The organism is Pseudomonas sp. JV245A (assembly GCF_032424515.1).
GTDB classification, from domain to species: Bacteria; Pseudomonadota; Gammaproteobacteria; order Pseudomonadales; family Pseudomonadaceae; genus Aquipseudomonas; species Aquipseudomonas protegens.
Window position 1 is genome coordinate 1 of record NZ_VYKE01000250.1, and the last position, 4622, is coordinate 4622.

Genomic DNA, 4622 nt, shown 5'->3' on the forward strand with positions numbered 1-4622 from the left:
GGCGAGCAATGCCGCCAGGCGCTGGTCGGGGTCCGGCGCATGACGCAAGACATCCTGCAGCCCGCTGTCACCGAAGGTGGGCGAATGCAGTTGAGTCTGAGCGCGAAACGGCAGGTCGGGAATGCCCACCGCCTGCCACGTCTGCGCCTCGCGCTTGCGCGGCAGGTACAGCGCCGGAAAGATCGCGGCAATCACCCCGACGGCCCCGATCAGCGGCACAAAGAACGCCAGGCTGAAGATGAACAGCGGGCTCCATGGCAACGGCCGGCGATAACGCGCCGGCAGCAGCAGCCAGACCGCCGCGGTCAGCAGGCCACAGGCGATGCCATGGGTCATTGCATACAGCAGCGCGGTCTGCAGGTCGGGCAACTGCGCCGTCAGGCTGGCCCAGCTGCCGATCTCGAAAAACAGCGCTCCGCTAAACAGCCACTTGCTGATCATTCAGGCCACACTCGTTGTACAGGAAGTTACGCAGCCCATCGCGTTGCCGGGCCGACTCCAGGTCGTAGGGCAGTACCTTGACCCCCAGGCCGGCCAGCTCCACGCTCATGCCGAAGTGTTCGTGGACCAGCTTGCCCAGGCGTGCCAGGTAGCCCTGGGCGCCCTCGGCGCTGGTCAGCGGCAACAGCACCAGCAACAGTTCGTGCTCGCGTGCATTGGCCAGGCTCAGGTGCAGGTCCAGGCCACGCTGGCTGCGCTCGAACAGCCGCGCCAGTTCATCATTGGGCTGGGTCAGCTCGAAGGCATAGAGGCAACCGGACAGGCCGTGGCGCTCGACATCCACCAGTGAACGCTTGAGTTGGCGGGTGAAGTGCTGGGCATCGGCGCTCTGCAGTTGCAAAACCTGCGGGTCCGGGTGCAGCAGGTCGGCGATATGTCCGGCGAGCAGGGCCAGCAGGCTGAGGGTGCGTTCCTGGAAGGCAAAGAACGGCATCTGCCGCACCGCCAGAATCGCCAGCACCTGGCCCTGGGTGTCCACCAGCGGAACACAGGCCTGCAAGGACGACACCGAGGCCTGGGCGCCGCTATCCAGCAGCTCCTCACGCACACTCACCAGCTCCTCGCGCTCCAGGCACATACGCACCAGCAGGTCCTGGCTGTCCAGGGGCCCCATGGTGCCGATCGAGGCCAAGAGGCTCAGCTGTGGCGCCGCACTGGCGCCCTGCTCCACCCGGTACAGCCCGGCCACCCGCAGCGAGCCGTACTGGCCGAGCAGGGTCAGCACCGGCTCGGCCAGCAGGCTCAGCGGGTCGCCGCCATTGGGCGCCGCGCGCAGCCGATCACGCAGGCCCAGCAGGGAACTGCGCAAGCTCTGGTCGCTGCCCGCCAGGCGCTGCTCCAGGCGGTCATGGGAGACCCGCAGAATCTGGTGCGCCCGGGTGAAATCATCGAGCCGGTACTGGCGGTACTCGTTGGCCATCTGCAAGCGCAGCAAACGCCGCTCCCAGAGGTCGCGCACCTCGCCCACCAGCATGCCGCAGACCAGTACGCCGACAATGTAGGACGGCGCGACCTGGGCGTAGCTCGCCAGCCCCGAATGACGCAGGGCAAAGAACGCCGCTACCAGCAGGCTGGCACTGATCAGGCCGCGGACAAACCCGTAGCGCACCCCCAGCAGCAGCGGCGCCAGCACCGACCAGGGAAACTCGCCCTGCACCTGCAAGGGGTCCTCGGGGGCCAGCCACAGGCCGACGCCGATGACCAGGGCGGTCACCAGAAAGGTTTCCAGCCAGGACGCCGGACCGCTGGCGCGGGGCGCCAGCGCATAGTCCATGTGTGGAGAGTTCATGGCAGTCACTCGATCCGAAGGTCACCGACAAGTTTGTCGAGCACCTTCTGGGCGGCCCCGGCCAGGCTTTCCCGGGACCAGCCGGCACGGGCCCCGCTATTGCTCCACAGCACCTTGCCGGTACCGGCCTCGACCACCCGCAGGCTGATGCCCACCGCCGGTTCACCATCCAGGCCGTTCTTGTACTGCCACTCCTCGACGCTGCCGGACACCACATAGTCGAGCTTCTGCTCCCGGGCCCAGTCCATGGCCCCGGCCAGACGCTCGTTGTCGTCGAGCAGGGCCTGTTCGCCCTGCCCCGCCGTACCGGTGTAGACCTGGGGTTGCAGGCCGCGGCTGCTCAGCACGCTGAGCAGAATCTGCTCACTGCGCTCGCCGGCCTGGGGTGTCTGGGAATAGTTGACCAGCGGCAGCACGCCCCAGCGCGCACTCTTGGACAACTCGGGGCTGCTTTGCCCGGTGAAGCTGCTGCACCCGGCCATCAGCAAGGCGACCATTGCCAGACTCACGCAACGAATGGATTGCATAAGGTTTACTCCTCTTTGAATTCCATGATCAGCGTCCGAAACGCACGCTGTAGCTGACACCTGCAGTGCCCCCGGACTTGCCTGCCCCGCCTTGCGGCGCGGACTGGTAGCCAAAAGTCACTGCCAATTCGTCATCCCCTATCACCTCGGTGCCGACACCGGTACTGATGGCGTAGTTGATGGTGTTGTCGGTCCACTGCCAGCCGGTGCTGACATCCACCAGCCAGGTGTATTGCCCCCGCGTGCGGTTCAGCGCCCCCGGGAAACCGCGCCGCCAGGAACTGCCGAAGAACAGCTGGCCGTAGCGCTTCTGCAGCAGGGTCTGGCTGGTGATCTGCTCCGGATTGTCGAGATCGGCCCCGGCCAGATCGATGCCTCCGCCCAGGGTATTGGCCAGGTCGGGCAGCGAGCGGTTGTTCAGGCTGTTCTGCTGGTAGTCGATACCGCTGCGCAATTCCCAGTTCGGCCCTTCGAACTGCAAGGTGTGGTCGAACTCGATCTTCAACGCCTGGCCGCTGCCCAGGTCATCGCCGCCGCGGGTCGAGAACCAGCGCTGGGCCAGGTTCCAGGACAACTGGTCACGGGCCGAATAGCGATGCCGGCCGCCCACCCAGACATCATCCTGCTGGCCGAAGGTGCGCATGTATCCGCTGTCCTCGTTCTTGCGGTGCCAGTCGGCACCGACGTCCAGCTCGTTGCCGCTGTCCAGTTGCCAGGTGCGGCTGGCACCCAGGCCGTTGCGGTCATCGTCCTTGCGCAGGCTGCTGTCGAAGATCAGCTTGTAGTTGCCGTTCTCCAGCTGGCGCTGCAAGGTCAGTTCGGTATTGGTCTCATTGCCCAGGCGCGACTCATCCAGTACATCGCCGCTGTAGCGGCCCTGCTCCAGGACCAGCTTGGCGTACCAGTTGTCGTTCAGATAGCGCGCGGCGGTCAGGCGCGGGCCGTTGAACACCAGGCCGCCGTAGTCCTGGCGCTCCCAGGGGATTTGCATACCCTGGGGCGTGCGCTCCGTCATCTCGATGGCCTGGCGGCGCAGTTGCTCGCGCAGCGCCGCCGGTTGCTCGTCACCCAGTGCCGAAAGGCCCACCGCCAGCGCTTCGCCGCTGCGACCCAGGCTGTTCAAGGCCTCGACCTGCTGCGCCGGGTCCAGGTCGCCGCTGGCCACCAGGCGCTCCAGGGCCTGGCGATTGCTGCCGCGCAGGGCTTCCTGGATCTGCTCGTAGCGGCTGACCTTCAGACCGCGGCTGCGGGCCCAGGCCAGCCACTCATCCTTTTGCGCCGACTGATTGAGGTCATCCAGGCGCGCGAGGAACTGATCGAACCACAGCTGCAGCATCGGCTTGGAGCCGTCCTGCCATTGCATGGCCTTGTTCTGCGCCTTGCGTGACGAATAGCTGCTGGCCAGCAGGCGCAGCCAGGTGGCATAGCCCTGGGGCGTGGCGCGGATCTGCTCCGGGCTGACCTGGCGATCGAGCCGCAGGCGCAAGCGCTGGGCCGAGTCGGCATAACCGGCGCCCTCCAGGGCATCGGCATAGGCGGCCTGGACCATCCAGTCCCGGGGGTTGGCCTGCAAGTACAGGCGATACCAGGCCAGGGCCTCGGTATTGCGCCCGAGCAACTGGCTGGCGGCGGCGAACGGCAGCCACAGGCTGCTGTCACTGCGGGCCAGGGAGCGCCATTGCTGCAACAGCGGCTTGATCTCGCCCGTGCGGCCCAGATCGACATACAGCCACAGCAGCCGCTCACGGAAGGTGTTGTCGTCCGGGAAGCGGCTCAAGCCCTGTTGATACAGGCGCAGGGCCAGATCGGTCTGGCCCTGCTGCACCGCCAGCGCGGCGCGGGCGGCCAGCACCTGTGACTGGTCGCTGGCCCCCGGGTACTGCTCGGCCTCCTTGAGCAAATCGACCACCAGAGGCCAGTCCTGGAGTTCCTGGGCCAGTTGCAGGGCGGCCACCAGGCGCTGCGGGCTGTGGCCCTGGCGCCAGCTGTCGACGGTCAATTGCAGGGCCTTGCGCGGATCGCGGGTGCGATACAGGGCAATCAGCTCGCTTTCGTCGCCTGTATTGAGTGAGCCCTTGATCGCCAGCATCTTCTCCAGCGCCAGCTGCAGCTCGTCGTCCAGTTCCAGGTCCCAGGCCAGGGCGGCGCGGGACTGCCAGTAGTTGAAGTCCTTGATCTTGTTGCCATCCACCGCGGTGATGACTTTCCAGGCCCCCTGGCTATCGAACAGCTTGAGGTGGTTGTTGGCCCAGTCCACACGTTCGGTGCTGGTCAGCGGATAGCGCTTGGCGAACTGGTTCCAGACC

At 66.4% G+C, this 4622-nt stretch carries 3 protein-coding genes and 1 pseudogene; all 4 read right to left on the bottom strand.

Annotated features, from left to right (window positions below):
* Window positions 1-441, bottom strand: a pseudogene (locus F6S12_RS29875) (HEAT repeat domain-containing protein); the annotation flags it as partial.
* Complete coding sequence (locus tag F6S12_RS29880; RefSeq protein ID WP_315869694.1) at window positions 419-1789, bottom strand: PelD GGDEF domain-containing protein; 1371 nt, start codon at window positions 1787-1789, stop codon at window positions 419-421. The gene F6S12_RS29880 and the pseudogene F6S12_RS29875, both read right to left, overlap by 23 nt.
* 5 nt (window positions 1790-1794) lie before the next feature.
* Entirely contained in the window at window positions 1795-2316 is a 522-nt protein-coding gene (locus F6S12_RS29885) for a transporter (RefSeq protein ID WP_053151645.1), read from the bottom strand.
* 28 nt (window positions 2317-2344) lie between these two features.
* Window positions 2345-4622, bottom strand: a 2278-nt coding sequence (locus F6S12_RS29890) for a tetratricopeptide repeat protein (RefSeq protein ID WP_315869695.1), incomplete at its 5' end; no start/stop codon positions are given.